The following is a 24,668-nucleotide window of genomic DNA, read 5'->3' as shown; positions in this document are numbered from 1 at the left end:
CCGCGCCCTCCGTCATTGCGCCCGATTGCTTCAACATCGTCGTTGCGAGGAGCCCTTGCGACGAAGCAATCCAGACTGCCTCCGCGGAGGGATTTCTGGATTGCTTCGCTACGCTCGCAATGACGGGGATAGAGTGGAAACTCCGCCCCCAAGCCACCGGTAACCCGCGACCTCGGTTCCCCGCGCATCCCCGGCCAAACCCCCGCCAAATATGAGCTTTTGCCACATCCCCGCGACTGAGGGCCGCAGCCATGGGTTTCGAAACCGGCTTCACTTTTCGGGAAGTCTGCCCATCTTAGGGGCACGTCCCCATGCCGGGGATTTGGGAAACGCACATGACTTTCTCGCAACGATCCCGCACTCTCTTCAAGACGATCGCCGTCGTGCTGGCGCTTGCGCTGCCGACTGCGCTGGCGATCTCGTCCGCTGACGCGCGCGTCGGCGGCGGCGGCTCGTCCGGTTCACGCGGCTCGCGCACCTATTCGGCCCCGCCGTCGACCACGACGGCGCCCGGCTCGGCCTCGCAGTTCAACCGCACCTACACTCAGCCGGGTGCAGGCATGAACTCGGCTGCTTCCGCGCCCGCGCGCGGCGGCCTGTTCGGCCGCGCCGGCGGCTTCATGGGCGGCCTTGCGGCCGGCTTCCTCGGCGCCGGCCTGCTCGGCATGCTGTTCGGTGGCGGACTGTTCGGCGGCCTCGGCGGCTTGTCCTCGATCATCGGCCTGATCATCCAGATCGCGCTGGTGGTGCTCGTGGTGCGGCTGGCGATGTCCTGGTGGCAGCGCCGTCACGCCCCGCGGGCGGCTTACGCCAATGCTGAGTCCGGCGCGGCGCCCGGACCGCAGACGAACTATCGCAGCGGTCTCGGTGGTGGTCTTGGCGGCGGCCTTGGTGGCTTCGGCTTCGGCGCCAACAACGCGCCGCTCGAGATCAAGCCGGATGACTACGAGGCGTTCGAGCGACTGCTCGGCGAGATCCAGGCGGCCTGGTCGAACGAGGACGTGGCCAAGCTGCACACGCTCGCGACGCCGGAAATGGTCTCCTATTTCGAGCAGGACCTCGCCCAGAACCGCGCCCGCAACGTGCTCAACAAGGTCACGGATGTGAAGCTGTTGCAGGGCGACCTCGCGGAAGCCTGGCGCGAAGGCGAGACCGACTACGCCACGGTGGCGCTGCGCTTCGCGCTCACCGACAAGACGGTGGATCGCAACACCGGCGCAATCGTCGCCGGCAGCGAGCAGCCGGGCGAGGCGACCGAGATCTGGACCTTCGCCCGCCGGCCGGGCACCGGCTGGGAATTGTCGGCGATCCAGCAGACCAGCTGATCGCTCGCGATAGGAGAAACCAGGGCGTCGTGCGTTCCGCACGGCGCCCTTTTCTTTTGGGCCTCTCGCAGCACGGCATCGGAATAAGCGGGGGTGCCCCGGGTTGAAGTCAGGCGGCGAACAAAAACAACTTTGGGAGGAGAGGATGATCCGTATCGAGAAATCCATGACGATGTCCAGTGTTGCGCTGGCCATGGTCTTGCTTGCTGCCCCCTCGGCGCAGGCGCAGTCGGCCGACATGACCTTCTTCGTGACCTCCAACGGTCCAGGCAAGGGCGCCGACCTCGGCGGTCTGGAAGGAGCCGACGCGCATTGCCAGAAGCTCGCACAAGCCGCCGGCGCCGGCACAAAGACCTGGCGCGCCTATCTCTCGACCCAGGCCGCCGACGGCAAGCCGGCCATCAACGCCAAGGATCGCATCGGCAAGGGGCCGTGGCAGAACGCCAAGGGCACGGTGATTGCCAAGGACGTCGCCGAACTGCACGGCGCCACGAACAATCTCTCCAAGCAGACCGCGCTCAGCGAAAAGGGCGAGGTCATCAATGGTGCCGGCGACCAGCCGAACCGGCACGATATCCTCACGGGATCGCAGGCCGACGGCACCGCGTTTGCCGGGCCGGACGATCGCACCTGCAAGAACTGGACGTCGAGCACGCAAGGCGCTGCGATGGTCGGCCATTTCGATCGCCGGGGTCTGGGCGACGACGAGCCCTCGAAATCCTGGAACAGCTCTCACCCCTCGCGCGGGCCCGACGGCGGCTGCTCGCAGGCCGATTTGAAGACCACCGGCGGCGACGGGCTGCTGTACTGCTTCGCTGCGAATTGAGGCGCTGAGTTCTCTCCACCGTCATTGCGAGGAGCTCTTGCGACGAAGCAATCCAGACAATTTCCGCGGAAAGACTCTGGATTGCTTCGCTTACGCTCGCAATGACGGCGTATGTTGCGCGGCCGTTCCGCCTCACCCTGACGGAACCTTCAGCCACATGTTACATTGGTCCGATCGCCTCCACGTTCACGGACCTCTCCCATGAAGTACGAGCTCTACTACTGGCCCGAGATCCAGGGCCGCGGCGAATATGTGCGGCTGGCGCTGGAGGAGGCGGGCGCCGCTTACGTCGACGTCGCGCGCGGTCCGCGCGGGGTGGCCACGATGATGAAGATGATGGACGTGCAGAAGGGCACGCCGCCCTTTGCGCCGCCGTTCCTGAAAGCGGGCAAGCTCGTCATCGGCCAGACCGCCAACATCCTGCTCTATCTCGGCGCCCGCCATGGGCTCGCGCTGAAGACGGAAGCCGGCCGGCTCTGGGTGCACCAGCTTCAGCTCACGATCACGGACTTCGTCGTCGAGATCCACGACACCCATCATCCGCTCGGGCCCTCGCTCTATTACGAGGACCAGAAGGCGCCGGCGAAGAAGCGCACGGACGAGTTCTGGGGCGAGCGGGTGCCGAAATATCTCGGCTATTTCGAGCAGCTTCTCGCCGCAAACGGCGGCGCCTATGTCACCGGTCGCCGCCCGACCTATGTCGACCTCTCGCTGTTCCAGATCGTCGAGGGGCTGCGCTATGCCTTCCCCAAACGCATGAAGACGTTCGAGAAGGGCGTCCCGGGCCTCGTCGGCCTGCACGAGCGCGTCGCCGCGCGGCCCAACATCAAGGCCTATCTCGCCAGCGAGCGCCGCATTCCCTTCAACGAGCAGGGCATCTTCCGCCGCTATCGCGAGCTGGATCGATAGTCGATGCGGCTGGACACGCCAAAAGCCCGATCGACCGGATCGGGCGCTTCGGCCTCGGGACGCATGATCAGGCGAGCTGGTCGATCCGCGTGCCCTGACCCGGCGGCAGCGGCGCCGGCGGCTGCGGCTTGAAGGTCGGGTCCTCGTCCTTGACCTTGGTCTGATCGTCCTGCGACTTGGTCGTGTCGTAGTTCGGAACCACGATCGCGATCGGCGGGGGCGCAACGGTGGAAACCTTCATCCGCAAATCCTCACATATGGAAACAATCAAGCCTGCCCTGCGAGGAGCGAAATTTCCTTCAAGCCAACCGTTAAAATGCGAGGGAATTGGTGGGGTGGAGGCGGTGTATTTGTCTCATCCGCGCGGTGCAAACGGGCCGACCAGGCCTCTCCCCGTCATTGCGAGGAGCCCTTGCGGCGAAGCAATCCAGACTGTCTCCGCGGAGAGATTTCTGGATTGCTTCGCTTCGCTCGCAATGACGGAGTACGTGGCCAGCTGCGTCGCGCTATATCTGCACCAATATTCGCAGCGAGCGCGGAGCAGAGTCTCCGCCCTATTCGTCCTTGCCGCGCGTGATCGCGATGGACGCTTCCGTCTTGGTGCGGGTGCATTCCATGTTGAGCCGGCGGTAGCGCATGGTGACCTTGTCGCCGCGCAATAGGCCCATCCGCTTCAGGCAGCGCGTCGCGCCCGTCGTGGTGTCGTCCTTGGTCACGGTGAAGACGATCGCCGCCATCGATCCGACCAGCGTGTAGAACTCCGGCTTCGGCTTGCGATCGCCCTTGGCGTAGAGCTCGATCGAATATTTGTCGCCGCGGCAGCCGACCGACAGCTCCTTGGCCGCCGGGTGCGTGAGATAGACGACGTTGGCGGCGCGGAAATTCACCTTGAGACGGTCAACCTGGTTCGCCAGCTCCTTGGTGCTGTCGTCGCAGCGATCGGCACGGGCAGGCGAGGTGAGAGCCACAAGGCCGATGATGGCGGCGGCGACCAGGATCGCGCCGCGGACGTTCAAGTTCAATGTCATGATGAAAAGCCCCTTAGGGCGCGCATTCAAGCGTCGGCCGACGCAAATCGCAAGGGCGAAGCGCGGCAAATACAGCTCGAAGACGTGGGGCGCGGCTTCTCGATCCGGATGCGTGCCGGACGACGCAGGAGGCGTCCGTTGTCAGCCTCCGGCGTCATGCGCCGAGCTCAGTAGCATTTCCCCTGGCTTCGCAGCGAGACACCGGCGGCTCGGCGCTCGCAATCGTTGCCATACGTCTTGCCGTCGCAGCCGCAGACAGGGCGGAACTCCCTGGTGCAGAACCTCGGCTTCTTGGTGCAAACGCCTTCGAGATCGAAGGCACCACAGGTCCCGGGCTTGAACTGGCAGAACAGACCGGCATCACATTGAATGCCGGCAATGGTGCCGCATTGCTTGCCGGGGCCGACCGCGTGCGCGCCCGTGGGTATCGCGATCATCAACGCCGTCATCGCCGAAGCGAGTAGCCGCATGCTCATGATTGCCTCCCATTGTTCGTTCGTCAGAAATGTCGCCGATGAAACAACTTAAGATTACATCTAAAATACATGCGCCGCAATGATTGCCGATATTCGGGTCTCCGTGGGTGAGTTGCTTCCCTTTCCTTTGTGCCAAAAATGCTTAGAAGGACTCTAGATGTCGGGCTGGACCCGACCCCCATACCCTGAGACACGCCCCATGAACGCTCCGACCGCCTTTCCCGACCAGTCCAAGCCCGTTCCGCCCTACAAGCACACCCCGCTGTTCCCGCTGGGCAAGGACGAGACGCCCTACAAGAAGATTTCGTCCGAGGGCGTCAGGGTCGAGAAGGTGCTCGGCAAGGACATGCTGGTGGTGTCGCGCGAGGCGCTGCGGGCGCTGTCGGAGGCGGCCTTCGGCGACATCAACCATTATCTGCGCCCCGGCCATCTGAAGCAGCTCCGCTCGATCCTGGAGGACGGCGAGGCCAGCCCGAACGACAAGTTCGTCGCGCTGGACTTCTTGAAAAACGCCAACATCGCCGCCGGCGGCGTGCTGCCGATGTGCCAGGACACCGGCACCGCGATCATCATGGGCAAGAAGGGCTGCAATGTCATCACCGACGGCGACGACGAGGCCGCGCTGTCCGAAGGCGCGCGCGATGCGTATCTCCGCCGCAATCTGCGCTACTCGCAGGTCGCGCCGCTCTCGATGTACGAGGAGAAGAACACCGCCAACAACATGCCGGCGCAGTGCGAGATCTACGCCGAGGGCCAAGGGGACTTAGCAACCGCCTACAAGTTCATGTTCATGGCGAAGGGCGGCGGCTCTGCCAACAAGAGCTTCCTGTTCCAGGCGACGCCCTCGGTGCTGACCAAGGACCGGCTGCTCGCCTTTCTCAAAGAGAAAATTCTGACGCTCGGCACCGCCGCGTGCCCGCCTTATCACCTCGCCATCGTGATCGGCGGCACCTCGGCCGAGCTGTGCATGAAGACGGTGAAGCTCGCCTCCGCCCGCTATCTCGACGCGTTGCCGACGCACGGCTCGCCCGACGGCAACGCCTTCCGCGACGTCGAGATGGAGAAGGAAATCCACAAGATGACGCAGTCGCTCGGCGTCGGTGCGCAGTTCGGCGGCAAATATTTCTGCCACGACGTGCGCGTGATCCGCATGCCGCGCCACGGCGCTTCGCTCCCCATTGGCCTCGGCGTGTCCTGCTCGGCCGACCGCCAGGTGCTCGGCAAGATCACCAAAGACGGCGTCTATCTCGAGGAGCTCGAGCACAATCCGGCACAATATCTGCCTGAGGTCGAAGAGGCGCTCGGCGGCGAGGTCGTCAAGATCGACCTCAACCAGCCGATGAAGGAGATCCTCGCGACGTTCTCGAAGCACCCGATCAAGACCCGGGTCTCGATGACCGGCACCATGATCGTCGCGCGCGACAGCGCCCATGCCAAGCTGCGCGAGCGGCTGGAGAAGGGCGAGCCGCTGCCGGACTATTTCAAGAACCATCCGGTCTACTACGCCGGTCCGGCCAAGACGCCCGAGGGCTATGCATCAGGCGCGTTCGGCCCGACCACCGCGGGCCGCATGGATTCCTTCGTCGACCAGTTCCAGGCCGCCGGCGGCTCGATGGTGATGGTGGCCAAGGGCAACCGCGCGCCGGCCGTGCGCGAGGCCTGCAAGAAGTATGGCGGCTTCTATCTCGGCTCGATCGGCGGCGCGGCGGCGAACCTCGCCGAGCACTGCATCAAGAAGGTCGAGGTGCTCGAATATCCCGAGCTCGGCATGGAAGCGATCTGGCGCATCGAGGTCGTCGACTTCCCCGCGTTCATCATCATCGACGACAAGGGCAACGACTTCTTCAAGGAGTTGAATCTGGGCTAGTTGCTTCACCCGCACTCGCGCGCGGGGGAAGTGCTCGTGCCGTAACAATGATCGTCATGCCCGGGCTCGTCCCACGGCTGTCCGGTTTAAACTTGGCATAGTCTTAGGCTCATCTGGCGGTCATTTTTGATAATTGGGGGCGGTGGGTCGAGAAGGTGATCGATCCGCCGCCGCTGCATGAGATTTTGAGCGACCAGGCGGGTGAAGATCAGAAGGTTCTCGACGCTTTGTTGTGCTTTGTGGGCCGAACGCAAGAGCAGGAAGGCGATCAGCGCGATGGCGATCTGGATGCGCACGGCATTCTCGGACGTGCCGAAGAAGTGACGGATTTTGAGAGTGTGCTTGACCCAGCGGAAGAACAGCTCGATCTGCCAGCGCCTCTTGTAGAGTTCAGCAATCTCGTCGGCCGGGGCATCGAGATCATTGGTCACGATGCGCAGGATCTTGCCGGTCTCGGTGCGAACCGTGATCTCGCGCACCGGATCCCTGAAGGGGTTTTTGCGGGACTTTGCTTGCCGTGCAGGCAACAGACCTATGCGGTCGGAGAGCGCGCAGGAGCCTTCAGGCAGCTTGTTCTCGATCGTGTCGCTCAGGGGCGTGTTGACCTTGAGCCGTGTCACCAGGCGGCATCCCGCAGCGTCGAGCTCAGCCCACCAGCCATAATCGTAGTAGCCGAGGTCGAAGATATAGGTGGCCCCGGGGCGGATCGGCATGGCCTTGGCGACGGTGATGTCGTTGACGTTGGCGGGCGTCAGTTCGGCGAAGCTCGGAAGCTCACTGTCGGGATTGTAGACGATATGCAGCTTGACCCCATGCACGCCGGAGCAAAACCGCGCCCAATCGGAACTCAGAGAGTTCAGCCGAAAGCCGGTCGAATCGACCAGATACACCGCTTCGGCCAGTTTATCGGCAAGATCACGTTCGCAGCGGCCCATCAGCACCGCCAACAGTTCGGCAAAGACCGCGCTGGACCGCCTGGCGTTGGCGTCAGCCAAGGTCGAGCGCGACAGCTCTTTGGTTCCGAGATGGTAGAGCCGTGCGGCATGGCTCTCGAAGGATGCTTCGATCGATCGGAGGCTCTGGGCGTCCGAAAGCTGCGCGTACAGCATCGCAACAAACTGATCCTGTGTGCTGAGCCGCCGCACCCGCTTATTGGCCTGGTACCTGTCCACAAGCCGGTCCAGAACACCCCACGGCACCAAGTTCAGAATGCCGTGAAATACTGTATTGTGGTGGCGCATGGCGGGACTCTCCTGGCGTGTCTCGAACATTTGGCGATGCTCAAGACCGTAGAAGAATCCACGCCATGCGCCCTGTCCACGAAAATTAAACCGGACAGCCGTGGGCTCGTCCCAGGCATCCGCGTTCTTGGTGCCGCGAAGAAGCCGTGGATGGCCGGACAAGCCCGGCCATGACGAAGCCAATGCTTCAGCGCCTTAACTGCAATTCGTGACCTGGTTGGAGCACAGCGCGCGCCACCAGCCGCGGACGCCGTCGTGGCTCTCGACCAGGCCCCAGAGCCCGCTGCAGGCGAAGATGCGCTTCGGCCCGCCGTCGGTGTCGATCTCGCCGCCGAGCTCGCGCTTGGCCGGCACCCATTCGGCATCGACGAAGGGCGCCTGGAACAGCCCGCCCATGCGTGTGGCGCCATTGGCATAGGCCGCGCCGACCTTGTTCGAGGCGACCCAGCCACGGCCGGCATAGGGCTTTGGCGCGTTGCGCGGATATCGCTTCTCGTCCTCGTAGTCCTTGCCCGGCGGCTTCGCGCCTTCGATCAGGAACCAGCCGTCCCTGAAGCCGATGATGCGGAATTCGGTCAGCCAGCCGCCCTCGGGCGTGTTCTCGGCGCCGCCGAGCTTCAGCCGGTAGGGCGGCGGCAAGGTGCCGAGCACGCGCGCCTTGACCGACGGCTCGGCGCGCACGTTGAGTCCGCCCGGGTCCTTGTCGATGGACCAGGCGCCGAGATCGCAGGGCTCGGTGCCGACAGGCAGCGTCGCGCGCTTGGCGGCGAGCTCGGCGTGCAGCCTGGCGAAATCGTTGTCGTCGTTGTCAGGATCCGGCTCGGCGCGCGGTTTCAGCTCGGCTGACATTGCCCGCGTCGCATTCGCCGTCAGCGTGACGACCAGAGCCTGGCGCGGCGCAAAGGCGCTTGCCGGTCTCTTCGGATCGTTCGATGTCGCAGGGTAGACCGCAAGATAGCCGGTCGAACCTTCGGTTCGATAAGCGGTGCCGGCAACATAGCCTGCCGGCACCAAAGCGAGCGCGCTTGCGCGCCACGCCGGTTCGGTGTCATCCGCGCGCGCGGCCTGTGCTGCGACAGCCAGGACCGCCGCCGCAATGAGTGAGAGCGCACGCATCGATGCCGCGCGCGGCTTACGCCCGCGTGCCCGTGAACGGGAAGCTGCCCATCGGGCCGATTCCCATCTCGCCGCTGATGCTGTCGCCGGAGACCGTGCCGGTGAATTCGAGCGTGAGCGGCATCGGCTTGTCGATCGAGGCCTTCCAGGAGACGTTGTCGCCGGAGGCGGTGCCGTCGAAGATCTCGGTGGTATTACCTTGCGCGCCGAGCGTGCCCGTGAGCGTGGCGCCCGCAGCCTTCAGGCTCAGCGTCGCCTGCTGTTCGCCCATCGGCGTCGTCATGGTCAGATTCCAGTTGCCGTCCACGGCCATTCCCGTCTCCCGAACAATTTGCGGCGGTCCACGACGATCCGCGGGCCGTCCTCGAGCGAGCCTATAGCCCAACTCCCAGGTCCTGACTAACCCTGCGATCGTCCAATCAGGCGCGGGCGGCGGCGCGCCGGCGGCTGGTGACGATGAGCCTGAGGACGACATACTGCACGGCAAAGGCCAGGATCTTGGCGCCGCCGGCGACCACCGTGAGATAGAACGCCCACAGCTTCAGATCGCCCGTGGAGGCGACCACGATCATGCCGCCCCCGATCACGAACATCAGCACCGCCCAGGCATAGCCCGCGGCCGTCACATATTCGGGAACGGTTTCCACGACGAGTGGCGGCATGTAGCGCATCATCCAGCCGCGCTTGAGCATGATGAGGCCGATCGCGAAATGCGCGATCGAAGGCTTCGCCATCATGAAGCGGGGATCATGGGTCAGCAGCGTGATCCCGCCCAGCCCGACGACGAGGGCGAGGCTCGCATAGGTCATGTAGTTGAGTTGCTGTCCCTTGATGCGGGCATGGATCACCTGCGCAACCGCGCCGGCGATCGCCACCGACGTTGCAAGGATGACGTTGTCGGTGACGAGGTAGACGACCAGGAAGAGGATGGCAGAGAAGAGATCGGAGCCGAGACGGGCGAATACGTCCTTCATCGTCAATCCTGTTCAGGGTGCGTCGGCAAATGCGCGGGCGGGCCTACCGTACTTGATCTGGCGATACTCCGGATACCATTTTGTGAAGTTACAGTGTCAAAACGACGTAAGCCACTTCCAGGAGGTGAAGGGCCGCAACGACATGGCCCAATGCCGTATCGGCCAATTCGGCCCAGGGCACGAGCGGCAGTGTGGCGGCGGCCAGCAGACCGAGACAGAGCAGGATGCCGCCGTCGAAGACGGTATGGCAACTTTGCCGCAGCCGGATCACCTGGAACGCGAGCGCCGCGCCGGTCAGGACGAGGAGGACAAGCGCGCCTGCGGTGATCGAGGGCATGTGCATGGAAAACTCCTTGTTCGTCATCCGGGTTCGCGCGAAGCGGCGCGCCCCGGCATGATCAGGGCTACGCCGCGCCGACCCAATTGCCGTGGAAGCCGTCGGGCACGCGATGGCCGAGCTGCACCAAGGCCGCCGGGCCGGCCTCGATGTCGGTGGCATTGAACACGGCGAGGTCGCTGCGGTTCTCGCGGGCGCGCCAGACCACCGCGAGCAGCCAGCCGTCGCCTTCGGCGGCATCCTTGGATCGTTCGACGAAAACGGGCTCGGAGATGGTGTCGCCGGCCGGCAGCAAATATTGGCCGAGCCGCCTGCCGTTGCCGTCGACATGGACGATGCCGGAAAGCGCGCCGAACATCGGTAGCTTCGGATTGGCGCAGGCGTACCAGCCGTGACGGCTCTTCAGCCCGGCGCGGCGGTCGTCGATGCGCGGGAATTCGCCGGTGAGATCGTCGAGATACGTCTGCTGGAAGCGGTCGGTATTGCCCGAGAGATCGAAGGTCCAGCGGCAATGGCGGGCGCGCGACTTCTCGGGATCGGTGGGCCGGCCGTCCGGATGCGGAAACAGCGGCGCCTCCTCGAACTGCATGACGTCGGCGACGATGCGGCCCTCGTCCTCCCACGCATTCATGACGTGGAAGACGTAGCAGGCCTCACTGCGGAACCAGACGATGTCCTTGGCCGTGCCGCTGCGCTTCATCACGCCGACATAGGCGCCCTTGTCCGGCTCCCAGGCATAGGGCGGCTTTCCGCTCATCGCGCGCTCCATGCTGCCGGTGATGGGGAGGATCGGAAACAGCACATGGTTCGCGGTGACGATGAAGTCGTGCACCATGCTGGCATAGGGCGCCTCGAACCGTTCGAAGCGCGTCGCCTGGCCTGTTGCGTCGATCGATCCGTAGGAGAGGGCAGGCGTCAAGGGACCTGCGGCATTGTAGCCGAAGAACACCAGCTCACCGGTGACGGGATCGATCTTCGGATGCGCGGTGAAGCTGCCGGCGATGCGGCCCTGGTAATTGTGATAGCCGCGCGTCGCCAGAGTGCCCGGCTCGATCTCCGTCGGCAGATGCGCTTCTTCCAGCGCCAGCAGCTTGCCGGCGTGGAAGATGATGTTGGTGTTGGCGACGCCGCCGTCGGTCAGGTTTGCCGGCGCATCCGGCAGCTTGCGGCCGAAGCCGCCGAACAGCGCGCGGCCGGCGTCGTGCTCGGCCAGCCATTTCGGCGTGCGGACCCAGCGGTTGCGGTAGCTGGCGCGGCCGTTCTCGAGATGAAAGGCGTGCAGCATGCCGTCTCCGACGAACCAGTGCGCGCCGGGCGAATCGAACTGCGGATTGGGGCCATTGCGATAGAGCACCCCGTTCAGTTCGCGCGGCAGTTCGCCGACGATCTTCAGGAAGGGCGCGTCGGCCTCGAACGGGATCGGCGCGATATTGTTGCGGCGCTCGGCCATGGCATCATTCTGCACGGCGAATCCTCCCCCAATCTTTACATCGTAAAGATTGGATAGACCCGATCGCAGCTTTCGTCAAGTGAAATCTTTACACTGTCAATATTGCGTCATATAGCTTGCAAATGGCCAAGACAGACACCAAGGGCGACGCGGCGCGAAGCCCGCGGACCCCGAAAAAAACCACCTCGACCGCGGCACCGCGCACTTCGCGGCGCGCGAGAAGCGCCAAGACCGAGACGCCGTATCATCACGGCGCGCTCCGCGAAGCGCTGCTCCAGGCCGCCGAACGGGTGCTGGAGCGCGACGGGCTTGCCGGCCTGACCTTGCGCGCGGTGGCGCGCGAGGCCGGCGTCTCGCATGCTGCACCGACCCATCATTTCGGCGACCTGACGGGCCTGCTCAGCGAGCTCGCGGCCGTCGGCTTCCGCCAGTTCAACGTGGTCATGGCCACTTCGTGCGATGCCGCCACCACGCCGCTCGAAGCCGCGCTGGCGCGGCCGAAAGCCTACATCGCCTATGCGCAGGCCCATCCCGGCATGTACGGCATCATGTTCCGCACCGAGCGGCTGGATTATTCCCGGCCGTCGCTGCACGAGGCGGCCGAGGCGTCTTTCGCCGGACTTGCCAATGCGATCGGGATGATGCGGCAGGAGCAGATCAGCGGCGATGCGTTGACGCTGAACCAGGGCGCCGCGATCGCGCGCGCCTGGTCGCTGGTGCACGGCTTCACCATGCTGCTGCTCGACGGACGGCTGAAGGACATTCTCGCGCGGCTGCCGGAGGGAACGACCGCCGAGCGGCTGCTCGAGGCGATGCTGACTTTGCCTGTGACGCCGAGGCTTCCCATCTAGCTGATTATCGCATCGTGGCGAGCTCGACGGCGCGGCCGCGCGCGCCGATGATCTTGACCGCGTCCTTGCCGCAAGCAAAGCCGCGGGCGAGATCGTCGGCGGCCTTGCGCGCGAGCTCGTTGGCGTTCGGGTTGGCGATCCCATCGACATAGGCGACATGGCAGACCGGGCCCGGCGGCAGCCGGGTCACGACCAGCATGGCCTTGGTGTTCGGCCGCCCCTGCTTGTCGGGATCGGCATTGTCGGCGATGTGCCAGCGCTGGATGACCGCAAACGGCTTTGTGCCGGCGGCGCGCCATTCGATGGTGGCCTCGGACGAATTGAACGGCGCGAACCAGACTTTTGCCGCCGGTTCCTCAGCTGCCGCCTTGCGGCTGCGCCCGACCGAGACGATCTCGCGGAGGTCGTCCTCGGCGATCAGCACGATCAGGCCGTCCTTGCCCGGACAAACCCGCGTGCTGCTGCCGTCGAGCGTGCTGGGCTTGCCGATCTGCCGGCAATCTCTTGGTGCCGTCGAGGTGTAGCTGCTGCCCACGGATTGGGCGTCGGCGCGGCTCAGGCCGATGCAGGCCATCAGGACAGCCAGGCCGATGCTGGTCATGCGGTTCATAGGCGGCTTCGATGCAGTGGGAACTCCGTACCATCAGACGTCTTGATTGTGGGCAAGGTTCAAACAGGGACGCGACAGACCTGACAGCGGCGCGGAATCGTTCTAGAAGAGCGGCTTCGCCTCAAGCCGTGCAGCCTCGTTCGCGTTCTCATTCTCCAGATCATGCCAGCCACCTCGAACAAACCTTATCGCGTCGGCCGCTCCAAGACCGGGCTCGGCCTCTTCGCCACCAAGCCGATCAAGAAGGGGACCCGGATCATCCGTTATTACGGACCGATCCTGGACTCGCGGATCCCCGAGCAGGACGAGATCGAGAACAAATATCTGTTCGAGCTCAACGGGCGCTGGACCATCGACGGCTCGGTGCGCAAGAACCTCGCGCGCTACATCAACCATTCCTGCCGCCCCAACGCGGAATCGGACGTCCGGCCGCGCGAGCGCAAGGTCTATATCCGCGCCATCAGGAACATCGAGCCGGGCGACGAGATCAACTACGATTACGGCACCGACTATTTCAAAGCCTATCTGAAGCCGATCGGCTGCAAATGCGATTCCTGCGAGAAGAAGCGCAAGAAGCTGCGTGCCGAGGCGAGGGCCGAACGCGCCAAGGTGAAGGCGCGCGCCGAGCGCAAGGCCCAGAAGGCGGGCGCGAAGACCGCCGCCGCGAGAAAGAAGAAGCTGAACGGCAAGCACTTCCCCGGCAAGGTCGGCCGCGCGAAGGCGTAAGCGCAAAAGACCCTTACGGGCTGCTAGGCCCAGGGATTGATTATCTTCAGACCGGCAGCCTTGAATGCGCTCGCGTCGCGCGATGCCACGGCGAATCCCTGCACCGCGGCGATCGCGGCGATGTAGCCGTCTGGCGTGGGGAAGCCTCTTCCCGCCGCACGCGCCTTCACGGCGAGATCGCCATATCGCCGCGCAGCTGTCGTATCGAAGGGCAGGATGCGGGCCGAGAACAGCTCCAACACGCCGTCGAGCGCAGCTGCCAACCTATCCTTGCGCCTGCCGCGCGGCAGCGCGCCGATGCCGAACGACAGTTCGGCAATCGTGACGCTGGAGAGAAACACGGTCTCGGCCGCCTGGGCGTCGAGCCAGCCGCGAACTGATGGATGCGGTTCGGGCTTCATTGCCTCCGACACCACATTGATATCGAGTAGGATCATTCGAAGCGCATGGGCTGGGCGGGACGCGCGCCGCGGCCATGCTCGAGCGCTTCGACGTCGGCATTGGTAAGGCCGATTTTCCGGCTCATCTCCGAAAGGGTGGTGCCGAGCCTCAGCCGACCCTCCGGACGCACGGCGGCCTCCAGAATGGCGCGCATTTCCGCTTCCGCGCTGCGATTGTGCTGCGCCGCGCGAACTTTCAGCGCGCGATGCGTTTCCTCGGAAAGGTTTCGGATGGTGACCGCGGCCATGATGGCATCCTCCAGAGATCGATGGCGATGATATCAAATACACATTTTGATAGCATTTTTCAAGAGGCCGCGACTTAATGGTCGCTCCCGCTTTTCCTGGAAACGAAAAGCTTGCTCAAATCGCGGCCTACTAGATCGTGAGCCGACAATGAGTGCATGCGCCATGAATCCAAATTTATCTTCCTGCATGCTGTTGATGTTTCTCTATGTCACTGCCGTCCATGCAGGCGAGCAAAAATGCAACGGGTCTCGCCTCCGTGAGGATCTGGCGAAATCTGACGGCAAGTGGTGGTTGGTTGAGGACGATCCTCTGCCGCCCCGCTTGGGGTGTGGTCGGACCAGGTCATACATTATCACCGATGAAGCGCTTGCAAACCCTTGGATGACTTGAAGCGCCACGGCGCGAGGCGTTGGGCAAAACACCCAAAACCCGTCAATCCCTCCGCGCAAAAATAGTATCACTTTCCCGAATTTCGGATTTATGGCATATATCCGCCATCCCGGCCCTGCCAGAGGGGCGCTTCGCGATCGTCACGAGATGCGGGCCGGGGTGCGGTGGACGCGGTAGCGCCGGCGCGATTTGCTTGAAGACAGGGCGGGCAACCGTGAGTCTCAGGCGATGCGCATACGACACGGCGCGGTCACAGCGGTTTGGTCGATGGTCGGGGGCGCGCACACCGGGCCCCGGATACTGAGGCCAGATCGTCCGCGGACGGAGAAGTCGTGTGGTCCTGACGCCCGGGGTCTGAGCTCGGGACAGTGCGCGAGGAGGTCGCTGCCGCGTTGTTGGGTGAGAACCGCCCGTTCGCGCATTCTGGCAGATTTTGCGGACACAAGAGCACGAAGGACACCGTTAAAACCATCCGCGCAGGGAAGGCCGGGCGACCGGCATCACCTGTGGTCCACCCCGTGTGCATGTCCTTGTACACGGACTCGGGTGCCAGCCGGCGCCCGGCCTTCCCTGCGCCCTCCGGCAATCGAAGGGCGCAAGCAACGAAGCAAAGCTCGGGCGAAATCCGCCGCGAGAACGCGAACCTTTGTCAGCATTTGGAAGTGCAAATGAATCGAGCGACGCTGCCACCACGCACTCCGTCATTGCGAGCGCAGCGAAGCAATCCAGAATCCCACCGCGGAACGACTCTGGATTGCTTCGCTGCGCTCGCAATGACGCTGTTGATACGGCGCGTTCAGACGTTGGACCGTCACCCTGAGGTGGCCGCCTCTTCGGCGGCCCTCGAAGGGCGACGGCCCGCTTGCAACGGGGGCGTTCATCCTTCGAGGCTCGCTTCGCGAGCGCCTCAGGATGACGGCACTAACACCTCACGCCGCCGCGACACCCGCACTCCTGCGCAACCCCACATATTGCAGCTCGGCGAACACGCCGGTGGCGATGGCTTGCGCGACGACCATGAGCTCGCCGGCGAGGTTCGGCGACACCGCGCCCGAGAGCAGCAGCGCAATGCTGCCGACGGTCCAGGCCGCATTGCCGATCACGACCAGCAGGACCAGCGATTTTGCCACCGTGGTCCGCGAGGCGAGCCAGCCGACCAGGGCGGTGTAGGCGATCAGGAACAGGCCACTCTCGCGCAGCAGCGCTTCGGGCAGGTTGAACAGGCCTGCGAACGCGCTCGCGCCAAAGGTGAAGCCGAGCGCGGCGACGCCGCTGAAGATGGCGTCGGCGAAGAGGGCGCGGCGCAGGAAGGTGGATGCATCGATCATCTCAGGTCTCCTTGGTTGGGCTGGGGTGGAACTCAATGCCGACCGCGCCACCAGGCGCGGAGCAGGCGGGCGAGACGGAACGGGCAGAGGCTCCTGCCGACGCCGTGCTCGAAGGCGATGACCTGGGCCACGACATAGTCGCCGGTCGAATGCACCAGCGGCTCCGGCACGTTGAGGCTGCGCGCCAGCATCCGCGTTGCGAACGCCATGGCCCAGGGCAAGACGTGGTCGGCGACGGTCCGGTAGAGCAGCAGCGCGATCATGGTCATCTCCTGTTGGGAGCGAAGATGCGCGCGGTCGCGGCTCAATTCGATTACCTCGCGGGTAATGGAAGGGCTGAAATCCCCATGTTAGGTTTCTGGCCATGAACGCACATGCATCCACCGCACGCACCGAACGCAGCCAGCCGGTCCATATCGGCGACCATTTGCGCGAATGGCGGCAACGCCGCCGCATGAGCCAGCTCGATCTTGCGGGCGAGGCCGAGATCTCGGCGCGGCATTTGAGCTTCGTCGAGACCGGCCGCGCCGCGCCCTCGCGCGACATGGTGCTCAGGCTCGCCGAGCGGCTCGACGTGCCCTTGCGCGAACGCAACGTGCTTTTGGTCGCGGCCGGCTTCGCGCCGGCCTTTCCGCAGCGCCCGCTGGAGGATCCCGCCTTGAAATCAGCCCGTCAGGCGATCGACCTCGTGCTCAAGGCGCATGAGCCCAATCCGGCGCTTGCGGTGGATCGGCACTGGAACCTGGTCTCCGCCAACCGCATGGTGGCGCCGCTGCTCGATGGCGTTCCGCAGCATCTGCTCGGCCAGCCCCTCAACGTGCTCAGGCTCGCCTTCCATCCCGAGGCGCTGGCGCCGCGCACGGTCAATCTCGCCGAATGGTGCGGGCATCTCCTGGAGCGGCTGCACCGGCAGTGCGAGGCGACGGCCGATCCGGAGCTGATCAAGCTCTACAACGATCTGAAGACCTATCCGATGCCGGCGCGCTCGGCGCCGCTGCCAGCCGACAACGTCGCGATCCCGTTCAAGCTGCGGCATGGCGGAGAGATCCTCAGCTTCTTCTCCACCACCATGGTGTTCGGCACGCCGGTCGACATCACCCTGTCGGAGCTGGCGCTGGAGACGTTCTTTCCGGCCGACGAGCGCACCGCCGAACGGTTGAAGCAGATGGCCGCGCGCCTGCGCTAGCGCCGTTTACAGGACCGAGCAGCGCTCGCATAATCGGCGGATGGATACACGCGCGTTCCGGCGATTGCGGCCGGCCAATCCCGTCGGTGATCTCCTGCGCGGCTGGCGCAGCCGCCGTGCATTGAGCCAGGCTGAGCTGGCGTTCGAGGCCGGCATTTCCGTCAAGCATCTGAGCTATGTCGAGACCGGGAAAGCTGCGGCCAGCCGGGACATCCTGCTGCAGCTTGCGTCCGCGCTCGATCTATCGTTGCGCGACCGGAACGCGCTGCTCGAGGCCGGCGGCTTCGCGCGGCAATATGGCGAGCGTGATCTGGCGGCGCCGGAGCTTGCCGAGGCGCGGCGTGCCATCGATCTTCTGCTCCTCCGTCACGAGCCGTTCCCGGCGATCGTCACCGACCGGCGCTGGAACGTGATGCAGGCCAATCGCGCCGCCTCGCGCCTGATGACCATGCTGCTTGGCCCACTCCGCATGCAGCGGCCGCTCAACCACATGCGCATGTTCCTCGCTCCCGACGAGCTCAAGCCGTTCGTCGAGAACTGGCCGGTTGTTGCGGCCGCGCTGCTGGCGCGGGCACGGCATGAGGCGATGGCCGCGCCGCTCGATGAGGCCCTGCGATCGACCTGGCGCGAATTGATGCGGCTGCCGCAGCTGCCGGTGGCAGCCGAGGACAATTCCGTGCCGGGGCCGCTCTGCGAGGTGCGCCTGCGCAAGGGCGATGTCGGCATCGGGTTGATCGGTGCGGTGCTGACGCTCGGCACCCCCCAGGACGTGACGCTGCAGGAGCTTCGCGTCGAGATGTTCATGCCTGTTGATGCCGCCTCCGAGGCCGCCCTGGTCGCGCTTGCCGCTCAGGACGCCTGAGCCTGCGCGGCCTCGCGCCGCTCGAAGCTCATGGCCTGCATCACTTGCGCGAACGGACCGTTGCGATCACTCAGTGTCGCCGTGGTGAGGCCCGCGCCATGGGCGCCAACGCGCGTCGCGGCACGGATCAGGATCCATTCGCCCTCGGGCGGACGGAAGAAATAAAGGCTGATCTCCGGGTTGATGAAGGTCCATTGGCGCATGTCGACGATCTGCGCGACGCCGCTGGAGAAGTCGGCAGCCTGCACCGCCTGAAGCAGCGGCGTGTTGGGCTCGCCCTCGACCAGCGGCGCATCGAGCCGCATCCAGGCGGCGGCGGGGCCCGGCTTCTCCAGGGCGCCCTCGATCAGGCGCACCGACACGTTCTGGAAATAGCGGCTCCATTTCTGTGCGAAGGTGGGCGGCGGGCTGCCGGCCTCGGGCCCCTTCTCGACGGCCTCGGGCCTCGCGAAGGGATCGATGGGCGACTCGCCGCTCGGCGCCGTTAGCAGCGCTGTGCAGCGGCCGATCTCGGTCTCGCCGTCCATCAGCTGCACCTGCAGGGTCTTGGCCTTGCGACCGTCGCGCAGCATCTCGCTGACGGTCCTGAACGGGCGCAGGCCCGCCGGGCGCCAGAGATCGAAGGTCAGGCGTCGCACCGCGAAACCGGATTTGGCGGCGAGGCGCTCGACCTCGCGGGTCATCAGCGCGGTGGTGGCGCTTCCCTGCAACATGTCCGGTGACCAGGGACCACCGGCATGCTCGGTGGGCCGGAACAGATCGTCTTCCGACTTGAAAATGGCGGTCATCGTGGTCTCTCCCGGGGCTTGAGTGTTGCCGCAAGTATCGGGGCGGGGACAACCGGTCACAATAACCGCAGAGGTGAAGTCGTGAGCCATGCAGGACAGGTGCCTTGCGCCGCCTCCGGTTCGGCCTATGTTCGGACGGACCCTCGAAGTGCCCGAAGGAGGCGCCTGCCATGAGCACCCTCAAACCGCTCCAGATCGACGTCGTCTCCGACGTGGTGTGCCCTTGGTGCTATATCGGCAAACACCGGATCGAGAGCGCGCTGGCGCTCGTTCCGGACGTTCCGGTCAAGCTCAATTTCCGGCCCTTCTTCCTCAATCCCTGGGTGCCGCGCGAGGGCATCAGCCGCGAGGCCTATCTCACCCAGAAGTTCGGCTCGGTCGAAGCCTATAAGGGCATTGCGGGACGCGTCGTCGCGGCCGCGAGCGAGGAAGGCCTCGTCTACAAGCCGGAGCTCGTCGCACGCCAGCCCAACACGACCGACTGCCACCGCTTGATCCTCTGGGCGGACGCGATCGGCAAGGCGCCCGAGATGAAGCAGCGCCTGATGGAGCTGTACTTCCGCGACGGCGGCGATCTGACCGATGTGAACGTGCTGGTGCAGGCGGCTGCCGACATCGGCCTCGATGCCGACGATGTGCGCAAGCGCCTCGCCACCGACGAGGACGTCGCGCGCGTCTCGGCGGATGCGCAGGAAGCCGCCGACAAGGGCATCTCCGGCGTGCCGACCTATGTCTTTGCGCAGAAATACGCCGTCTCCGGCGCGCAGGATCCGAACCTGCTCGCCCGCGCCATCCGCCAGGTCTCGGCGGAGATCAACGCGCAGGCAGCGGAGTAGCTTTTTATTTTCGAAGCAGGCGGACCACGCGTCGCGCGGCATCGTGCGCGACGTTGAGGCCGACCAGCGCCGCGTGAATCAAGGCCACCACCGGATCATTCCGCCGCAGCGGAATCAGCACGTCACCAATGGCAAAGCGTCTGCGCCAGATCGGGTTGATCATGGGATGGTCCGCGCTCGCCGTGGAATCCGCGCTGGCGATGGCTGGATCGGCGCAGAGGTGGCGGGTGAGATCGAGCGTGAGCTGCACGCCCGGCGAATATCTTGCGAAGCGTTCGTCGATGCCGAGCTTGAAGAAGAAGGCCCGGTCCTGGTGGCGCGGCACGATGCCGGCGGCAACCGGAATCATGCCGGCGCGAAGGGTGACGATCTCGCACTGCCCGCTCTCCGCCAGCGCGGGAACCGCGCGGCGGATGAAGGTCGCGTCGCCCGCGTGCTGAACCAGCGCGGTGCCGCGCTTGCCCTTCCAGCCGCTGGCTTCGAGCTGCAGGAATGTTTCGAGCGCCGGCGCGATCTCGTCGGGGCTGCGCGCAACATCGAACGCGACGGGGCCGTGCTCTTCCAGACGATGGCGCTGGCGGCGCAGCTCCTTGAGCTTCTTGGCGCCGAGCGCCTCGCGCAACAGCGTTTCGCCATCCGGCGTCGCATCGAGGCTGGCCCGGAGATAGGAGCTGAGGATTGTCGGCGTCAGACCGTCGCGCTTCAGCACCTGCTCGAGCGATGCCATGGCCGCGCCGTCGAGCGCGACGTCGGTCAGCACCAGCGCATGCGCGCCGGCCTCGCACGCCTGCTGCAGCAGACGCTTGGCGGCCTCGAGCGGAGCGTCGCGGTCGAGCAGCGGGCTGCACAGCGTGCCATAGGGATGCGCGCTCACCAGAGCGGGCAGCGGAATCTTCAGGGCGCGCCAGAGTGAAACCACCGGCATCAGGCCGATCAGCCGGGCCGAAGGATCGTGTGCAGCCAGTGCCGAGGCATCCGTGCGACTGCGCGCCGTTGCGCTGACGGCGAGCGCCCAGGCGGGCAGGTAATATCCGTTCGGCTCGATCGCCCGCTGCGCCAGCGCGCGCCATTGGCCGGCGTCGACGGCGGCAAGCGGGACAGGCGCGCGCGCCATCGCGACATCCCTCGCCGATGCCGGATTGATCGCAGCCTGATGCGCGATGTCGACCACGTCCCGTCGTCCCCGTTCACGCGGGCTGAGCCCGTGCTACCGGTATGCTTAGCGCAAAGAGTGGAAAATACCGTTGGCGCGCCGCTGCAATTCGAGCGGTAGCGTTAACGTTCCATTCAGTATCCGGCTGCGACTTGGGCTGGAAGAATCGTGGCTAGTCTCCCGGCACGAAATGATCGCGGGCGCTCGCGCGGTCGCCGCTGGCGATCTCGGTGATGGTGATGTCGACGTCGCGGGAGGTCTTCGGCAGGTCGCCCGGCCCGACCTGCACCGACAGCCTGACCTCGCGCGTCTGATCCTGTCCGACCTCGATGACGGGCCTGCCGCCCGCGCCGGCCGCGATTCCGGCGACGCGAATGGTCGCGCCCGGCAGACCGGAGACGTCGAGCGCAAACGATCGCTGTGCGCCCTTGTTGAGGATGCGCACGGTGTAATCGTTGCGCACGCCGCCGTCCGAAAGCTGGACGAAGAGGGGATTGCGCTCGTGCAGCACGTTGACGTCCATCGTCGCGCGGGTGGCGAGGGTGTAGAGCATGATGCTGCCCACGATGGCGATCGCCGCGGCATAGATCAGCGTGCGCGGACGGATGATGCGGTAGATCGGCGGCTTGCCCTCGCGCCGGCGCTGCATGTTGATGTCGGTATCGTAGCCGATCAGGCCCTGGGGCCGGCCGATCTCGCGCATGACGTTGTCGCAGGCGTCGATGCACAGGCCGCACTGGATGCAGCCGAGCTGGATGCCGTGACGGATGTCGACGCCGGTCGGGCAGACATTGATGCACTGATGGCAGTCGACGCAATCGCCGGCGGGCTCGCCGAGGGCGCGCGCGGCATCCGCCTTCTTCACCGACATGCGCGGCTCGCCGCGGTCACGCCGATAGGTGACGTTGAGCGCCCATTCGTCGGTCAGCGCCGCCTGGATCCGCGGCCAGGGGCACATGTAGATGCACATCTGCTCGCGGGCGTGACCGGCAAAGACATAGGTCGTGGCGGTGAGAATGCCGATCCAGAGATACGAGATGAACGGTGCCTGGAAGGTCGCGAGCTCCTTCACCAGCGTCGGCGCGTCGTCGAAATAGAGCACCCAGGCGCCGCCGGTCCACCACGCGATCATGATCCAGAGAAAGTGCTTGAGCGCGACCTTGCGAAGATGGTCGAACGTCCAGTAGCGCTTGTCGCCCTGCATGCGCTCGCGCCGGTCGCCCTCGACCCAACGCTCGACCGCATAGAACAGGTCGGTCCACACCGTCTGCGGGCACATGTAGCCGCACCACAGCCGCCCCGCGACCGCGTTCATCAGGAACAGCGTCATCGCTGCGATGATGAGGAGACCGGTGAAATAGTAGACCTCCTGCGGCCACAGCTCGATGAAGAAGAAGTAGAAGCGCCGATGCGGGAAGTCGATCAGCACCGCCTGGTCGGGCAGGCCAGGTCCACGATTCCAGCGCACGAACGGCAACAGATAATAGGTCCCGAGCGTGACGCAGAGAATCGCCCATTTGATGCGGCGGAAAGGGCCATGGACCGACTGCGGATAGACCTTCTTCCGCTTCTCGTAGAGCGGCCCCTCGATGAAGGTGTCGTCGGTCATGGCAAATTCCCCTTATAGGCTGCATCCATGCGCGTTCAGGAGAACGCGCAGCCGCTGCTCAGGCCGAGCTTCTTGAACACGATCGCTGCCGGGCAGAAGCCGGTGAGCGAAGCCTGCAGCATGTTCAGCCCGGCAAATGCCGTCAGCAGGTACCAATACGCATTCACATAGGTGCCCAGTGCGAGACCGAGCAGGACGACAAATCCCGCAAAGGCGAAAACGGCTCTATCGACATTCATGGCAGGCTCCTTCTTTCTGGCTTTCTGGTCAGGTTACGAACGGGTCAGGCCGGTCTCAGTCCAGGCCACGATGCTGCGTGCATCCATCGCGCCGGAATGGCGGGCGATCTCGCGGCCCCCGCGCATCAACAGCAAGGTCGGGATGCCGCTGATGTTGAGCCGCGACGACAGTGCGGGTGCGTTGTCCGAGTTGAGCTTCAACAGCCGGACGTTCGGCTCCAGCTGCTGCGCGGCGCGCTCGAACATCGGCGCCATGGCGCGGCACGGACCGCACCATGGTGCCCAGACATCGACCAACACGGGAATGTCGCTGTTGGCGACATGGCGGCCGAAGGCCTCCTCGCTCACCTCGATCGGATGACCGGTGAACATCGGCTGGTGACAGGCGCCGCAACGCGCATCCTGCGCGTCGCGTTCGGCAGGCAGGCGGTTGATGCGCCCGCAATTACCGCAGACGATCTGACGCGTCGTGCTCATGTGCCGGTTCGGACCTCCTTGAGCTTGGCGATGTTCAGCTTGTCGAGAACGAAGCGCTCGTAGAACGGCTCGCTCTCGCCGCGCCGCATCTTGCGCAGGAAGTATTTTTCGAAGGCGACCTTGGCGAGGTGCACCCATTCGCCCTTGGAGGACCAGTTGACGTTTCGCGGCGGGATCTGCGGCTGGGCGAGGAAGGCGACGCCGGAATCGCCGAAGTCGGCGAGGCAGATTGCATTCCAGGTCGGCTCTGCCGTCGGGGTCTTGCCGCGAAGCAGGGCACCGATGTTCATCGCAGTCGCCGTCACCATGGATTCGATCATGAAGCCGGTCTTGGGGACGCCCACCGGTACCGGTGTCGCGCCGACCGGCGCAATCGCAACGCAGACGCCGACGGCAAAGACATTGGGGAACGTGGGGTTCTGCTGATGCTTGTCGACGATGACGAAGCCGCGCGGATTGGTCAGCTTCTCGATGCCGCGCACCGCCTCGACGCCGCGAAAGGCGGGCAGCATCATCGAATAGACGAATGGCAGCTCATGAGCCTTGCGGGACGTGCCGTCGTCGGAAAACTCCTCGACCGTCATCATGCCGGGGGCGATCTTGTCGACGCGGGCGTTGGTGATCCACTTGATGTGCTTCTCCCGCATCTCGCTTTCCAGGAGACCCTTGGTGTCCCCGACGCCGTCGAGACCGAGATGGCCGATATAGGGCTCCGAGGTGACGAAGGTCATCGGCACGCGGTCGCGCAGCTTCCGCCGGCGCAGCTCCGTTTCCAGGATGAAGAGGAACTCGTAGGCGGGGCCGAAGCAGGAAGCGCCCTGAACGGCGCCGATGACGACCGGGCCCGGGTTGGCCGCGAGCTTTTCGAAGGCTTCGCGGGCATGCGCTGCGTGATCGACGTGGCAGATCGACTGGGTATGGAGCTGTGGCCCGAGGCCGGGGATTTCGTCGAAGGCAAGTTCGGGACCCGTCGCGACGACCAGGTAATCATAGTCGATCGACGTGCCGTCGCCGAGCTCGACGCGGTTCTCCTCGGGATGGACGCGCTTTGCGCCCTGCGTCAGCAGCCGCACGCCTTTGCGTTTCATCACGTCCGCGAGATCGATCTCGATCTCTTCGCGCTTGCGCCAGCCGACCGCGACCCAAGGGTTCGATGGGACGAAATGATAGACGGCGCCTTGCGAGATGACGCTGAGGCGATCGTCCTTTCTCAACTGGGGCAGCAATTCGTAGGCCATCAGCGTTCCGCTCAGACCGGCTCCGATTACGACAACTTCCGCCATGGGTACCTCCGTTGGATCAAGCCGCTCCGCCGGTTCAGTTCCGGCCGTCGTGCAGCGCTTGACGATATATTCGTAATCGCGTATATACGCAA

The 24,668-nt window shown here is 64.9% G+C and carries 29 protein-coding genes; 9 read left to right on the top strand and 20 right to left on the bottom strand.

All coding sequences use genetic code 11. From position 1 onward, the window contains the following. The first annotated feature begins 311 nt into the window (after positions 1–311). The 3 genes from BDOA9_RS28585 (at position 312) to BDOA9_RS28575 (ending at position 3,060) form a co-directional block, all read left to right on the top strand. Entirely contained in the window at positions 312–1,325 is a 1,014-nt protein-coding gene (locus tag BDOA9_RS28585; RefSeq protein ID WP_025037368.1) for a Tim44 domain-containing protein, read from the top strand. A gap of 145 nt (positions 1,326–1,470) precedes the next feature. After that, the gene (locus BDOA9_RS28580; protein WP_025037367.1) at positions 1,471–2,151 is read left to right on the top strand and encodes a lectin; all 681 of its coding nucleotides are present in this window, start codon (positions 1,471–1,473) and stop codon (positions 2,149–2,151) included. Positions 2,152–2,352: 201 nt separating this feature from the next. After that, a complete protein-coding gene (locus BDOA9_RS28575; protein ID WP_025037366.1) occupies positions 2,353–3,060 on the top strand; it encodes a glutathione S-transferase in 708 nt (235 codons plus the stop codon). A gap of 67 nt (positions 3,061–3,127) precedes the next feature. Here the strand turns inward: BDOA9_RS28575 and BDOA9_RS38260 are convergent, their stop codons facing one another. The 3 genes from BDOA9_RS38260 to BDOA9_RS28565 form a co-directional block, all read right to left on the bottom strand. Beyond that, positions 3,128–3,301 carry a hypothetical protein gene (locus BDOA9_RS38260; protein WP_192859624.1) on the bottom strand — a complete coding sequence of 58 codons (174 nt, stop codon included), beginning with the start codon at positions 3,299–3,301 and terminating at the stop codon, positions 3,128–3,130. A 313-nt stretch (positions 3,302–3,614) separates the two neighbouring features. Continuing rightward, positions 3,615–4,088, bottom strand: a complete 474-nt coding sequence (locus BDOA9_RS28570; RefSeq protein ID WP_025037365.1) for a hypothetical protein — start codon at positions 4,086–4,088, stop codon at positions 3,615–3,617. 167 nt (positions 4,089–4,255) lie between these two features. Continuing rightward, positions 4,256–4,564: a Kazal-type serine protease inhibitor family protein gene (locus BDOA9_RS28565; protein WP_025037364.1), complete on the bottom strand. Its 309-nt coding sequence runs from the start codon at positions 4,562–4,564 to the stop codon at positions 4,256–4,258. A 199-nt stretch (positions 4,565–4,763) separates the two neighbouring features. Between BDOA9_RS28565 and BDOA9_RS28560 the strand changes: the two genes are divergently transcribed. Beyond that, a complete protein-coding gene (locus BDOA9_RS28560; protein WP_025037363.1) occupies positions 4,764–6,431 on the top strand; it encodes a fumarate hydratase in 1,668 nt (555 codons plus the stop codon). A gap of 86 nt (positions 6,432–6,517) precedes the next feature. Here the strand turns inward: BDOA9_RS28560 and BDOA9_RS28555 are convergent, their stop codons facing one another. The 6 genes from BDOA9_RS28555 to BDOA9_RS28530 all read right to left on the bottom strand — a co-directional run bounded on the left by BDOA9_RS28555 (position 6,518) and on the right by BDOA9_RS28530 (position 11,564). Further along, complete coding sequence (locus BDOA9_RS28555) at positions 6,518–7,672, bottom strand: IS4 family transposase (RefSeq protein ID WP_025035894.1); 1,155 nt, start codon at positions 7,670–7,672, stop codon at positions 6,518–6,520. A 195-nt stretch (positions 7,673–7,867) separates the two neighbouring features. Continuing rightward, complete coding sequence (locus tag BDOA9_RS28550; protein ID WP_025037362.1) at positions 7,868–8,788, bottom strand: hypothetical protein; 921 nt, start codon at positions 8,786–8,788, stop codon at positions 7,868–7,870. A 16-nt stretch (positions 8,789–8,804) separates the two neighbouring features. Further along, on the bottom strand, positions 8,805–9,101 hold the full coding sequence (locus BDOA9_RS28545) for a hypothetical protein (protein WP_025037361.1): 297 nt from the start codon (positions 9,099–9,101) through the stop codon (positions 8,805–8,807). Between the two features lie 106 nt (positions 9,102–9,207). Further along, positions 9,208–9,762: an inner membrane-spanning protein YciB gene (locus tag BDOA9_RS28540; RefSeq protein ID WP_025037360.1), complete on the bottom strand. Its 555-nt coding sequence runs from the start codon at positions 9,760–9,762 to the stop codon at positions 9,208–9,210. A gap of 88 nt (positions 9,763–9,850) precedes the next feature. Continuing rightward, entirely contained in the window at positions 9,851–10,126 is a 276-nt protein-coding gene (locus BDOA9_RS28535) for a hypothetical protein (protein ID WP_340162399.1), read from the bottom strand. 40 nt (positions 10,127–10,166) lie between these two features. Continuing rightward, the gene (locus BDOA9_RS28530; protein WP_025037358.1) at positions 10,167–11,564 is read right to left on the bottom strand and encodes a carotenoid oxygenase family protein; all 1,398 of its coding nucleotides are present in this window, start codon (positions 11,562–11,564) and stop codon (positions 10,167–10,169) included. A 107-nt stretch (positions 11,565–11,671) separates the two neighbouring features. Between BDOA9_RS28530 and BDOA9_RS28525 the strand changes: the two genes are divergently transcribed. Beyond that, positions 11,672–12,400 carry a TetR/AcrR family transcriptional regulator gene (locus BDOA9_RS28525; protein ID WP_025037357.1) on the top strand — a complete coding sequence of 243 codons (729 nt, stop codon included), beginning with the start codon at positions 11,672–11,674 and terminating at the stop codon, positions 12,398–12,400. A gap of 4 nt (positions 12,401–12,404) precedes the next feature. Here BDOA9_RS28525 and BDOA9_RS28520 read toward each other — a convergent pair whose 3' ends face one another. Further along, positions 12,405–13,010 (bottom strand): hypothetical protein, encoded by a 606-nt coding sequence (locus BDOA9_RS28520; RefSeq protein ID WP_025037356.1) that lies wholly within the window; start codon positions 13,008–13,010, stop codon positions 12,405–12,407. Between the two features lie 162 nt (positions 13,011–13,172). Here BDOA9_RS28520 and BDOA9_RS28515 point away from each other — a divergent pair, with 162 nt between their 5' ends. Beyond that, positions 13,173–13,736 (top strand): SET domain-containing protein, encoded by a 564-nt coding sequence (locus BDOA9_RS28515; RefSeq protein WP_025037355.1) that lies wholly within the window; start codon positions 13,173–13,175, stop codon positions 13,734–13,736. 23 nt (positions 13,737–13,759) lie between these two features. On the opposite strand, the gene BDOA9_RS28510 is transcribed toward BDOA9_RS28515, so the two are convergent. The 4 genes from BDOA9_RS28510 to BDOA9_RS28495 form a co-directional block, all read right to left on the bottom strand. After that, positions 13,760–14,173: a type II toxin-antitoxin system VapC family toxin gene (locus tag BDOA9_RS28510; protein WP_025037354.1), complete on the bottom strand. Its 414-nt coding sequence runs from the start codon at positions 14,171–14,173 to the stop codon at positions 13,760–13,762. Then, a complete protein-coding gene (locus BDOA9_RS28505) occupies positions 14,170–14,424 on the bottom strand; it encodes a FitA-like ribbon-helix-helix domain-containing protein (protein ID WP_025037353.1) in 255 nt (84 codons plus the stop codon). The genes BDOA9_RS28510 and BDOA9_RS28505 overlap by 4 nt, the downstream gene beginning before the upstream one ends. Positions 14,425–15,744: 1,320 nt before the next feature. After that, positions 15,745–16,143 carry a hypothetical protein gene (locus tag BDOA9_RS28500; protein ID WP_025037351.1) on the bottom strand — a complete coding sequence of 133 codons (399 nt, stop codon included), beginning with the start codon at positions 16,141–16,143 and terminating at the stop codon, positions 15,745–15,747. Positions 16,144–16,175: 32 nt separating this feature from the next. Next, complete coding sequence (locus BDOA9_RS28495) at positions 16,176–16,406, bottom strand: hypothetical protein (RefSeq protein WP_025037350.1); 231 nt, start codon at positions 16,404–16,406, stop codon at positions 16,176–16,178. Positions 16,407–16,507: 101 nt separating this feature from the next. Between BDOA9_RS28495 and BDOA9_RS28490 the strand changes: the two genes are divergently transcribed. Both BDOA9_RS28490 and BDOA9_RS28485 read left to right on the top strand, forming a co-directional pair. Then, positions 16,508–17,329: a helix-turn-helix domain-containing protein gene (locus BDOA9_RS28490; protein ID WP_025037349.1), complete on the top strand. Its 822-nt coding sequence runs from the start codon at positions 16,508–16,510 to the stop codon at positions 17,327–17,329. Positions 17,330–17,369: 40 nt separating this feature from the next. Continuing rightward, complete coding sequence (locus BDOA9_RS28485) at positions 17,370–18,191, top strand: helix-turn-helix domain-containing protein (protein ID WP_025037348.1); 822 nt, start codon at positions 17,370–17,372, stop codon at positions 18,189–18,191. Here BDOA9_RS28485 and BDOA9_RS28480 read toward each other — a convergent pair. Further along, positions 18,179–18,979, bottom strand: coding sequence for a thioesterase family protein (locus tag BDOA9_RS28480; RefSeq protein WP_025037347.1), 801 nt, complete (start codon positions 18,977–18,979; stop codon positions 18,179–18,181). The genes BDOA9_RS28485 and BDOA9_RS28480 overlap by 13 nt on opposite strands. A gap of 170 nt (positions 18,980–19,149) precedes the next feature. Between BDOA9_RS28480 and BDOA9_RS28475 the strand changes: the two genes are divergently transcribed. Then, positions 19,150–19,815 (top strand): DsbA family oxidoreductase, encoded by a 666-nt coding sequence (locus BDOA9_RS28475; RefSeq protein WP_025037346.1) that lies wholly within the window; start codon positions 19,150–19,152, stop codon positions 19,813–19,815. A 4-nt stretch (positions 19,816–19,819) separates the two neighbouring features. Here BDOA9_RS28475 and BDOA9_RS28470 read toward each other — a convergent pair whose 3' ends face one another. From BDOA9_RS28470 to BDOA9_RS28450, 5 genes are all read right to left on the bottom strand, one after another. Beyond that, positions 19,820–20,986, bottom strand: a complete 1,167-nt coding sequence (locus tag BDOA9_RS28470) for a GNAT family N-acetyltransferase (protein ID WP_025037345.1) — start codon at positions 20,984–20,986, stop codon at positions 19,820–19,822. A gap of 154 nt (positions 20,987–21,140) precedes the next feature. Then, on the bottom strand, positions 21,141–22,577 hold the full coding sequence (gene ccoG, locus BDOA9_RS28465) for a cytochrome c oxidase accessory protein CcoG (RefSeq protein WP_025037344.1): 1,437 nt from the start codon (positions 22,575–22,577) through the stop codon (positions 21,141–21,143). A gap of 35 nt (positions 22,578–22,612) precedes the next feature. Beyond that, positions 22,613–22,816: a YgaP family membrane protein gene (locus BDOA9_RS28460; RefSeq protein WP_025037343.1), complete on the bottom strand. Its 204-nt coding sequence runs from the start codon at positions 22,814–22,816 to the stop codon at positions 22,613–22,615. 33 nt (positions 22,817–22,849) lie between these two features. Beyond that, complete coding sequence (gene trxC / locus BDOA9_RS28455) at positions 22,850–23,293, bottom strand: thioredoxin TrxC (protein WP_025037342.1); 444 nt, start codon at positions 23,291–23,293, stop codon at positions 22,850–22,852. Next, complete coding sequence (locus tag BDOA9_RS28450) at positions 23,290–24,576, bottom strand: NAD(P)/FAD-dependent oxidoreductase (protein WP_025037341.1); 1,287 nt, start codon at positions 24,574–24,576, stop codon at positions 23,290–23,292. The genes trxC and BDOA9_RS28450 overlap by 4 nt, the downstream gene beginning before the upstream one ends. Between the last annotated feature and the right edge of the window lie 92 nt (positions 24,577–24,668).

Origin of the sequence: Bradyrhizobium sp. DOA9 (assembly GCF_000617845.2) — a bacterium.
Classification (GTDB): domain Bacteria; phylum Pseudomonadota; class Alphaproteobacteria; order Rhizobiales; family Xanthobacteraceae; genus Bradyrhizobium.
Note: the sequence above shows the minus strand (reverse complement) of the source record. Positions and strands in the feature narration are given on the sequence as shown.